Genomic DNA, 398 nt, shown 5'->3' with positions numbered 1-398 from the left:
GCTGGGAAGCCTGTTCAGCCTTAGCGCCTGTGCGCAGCAAAGTGAAGTGCGACAGATGAAACACAGCGTCAGCACGCTGAACCAGGAGATGACGCAACTCAATAAAGAAACGTTCAAAATCACTCAGCAAAACAAGCTGAATGCAAAATCCAGCAGTGGGGTTTACCTTCTGCCTGGAGCAAAAACACCAGCAAGACTGGAAAGCCAGATCGGTACTTTACGTATGTCGCTGGTGAATATTACGCCTGACACAGATGGCACTACCCTGACGCTACGTATTCAGGGCGAATCCAATGACCCTTTACCCGCATTCAGCGGAACCGTTGAATATGGGCAAATTCAGGGAACAATAGACAACTTTCAGGAAATCAATGTGCAGAATCAATTGATTAACGCCC

Annotated in this window: 1 protein-coding gene; it reads left to right on the top strand. The window is 48.0% G+C overall.

The window, feature by feature from the left end; all coding sequences use genetic code 11:
* Positions 1-55: 55 nt before the first annotated feature.
* The coding region (locus I6F21_RS38385) for a DUF3251 domain-containing protein (protein WP_249787634.1) at positions 56-398 on the top strand (343 nt) is incomplete at its 3' end.

Origin of the sequence: Bradyrhizobium sp. NBAIM03 (assembly GCF_020194055.1) — a bacterium.
In the GTDB taxonomy this organism is placed as follows: Bacteria; Pseudomonadota; Alphaproteobacteria; order Rhizobiales; family Xanthobacteraceae; genus Bradyrhizobium; species Bradyrhizobium yuanmingense.
This window is presented reverse-complemented; position numbering and strand designations above follow the sequence as displayed.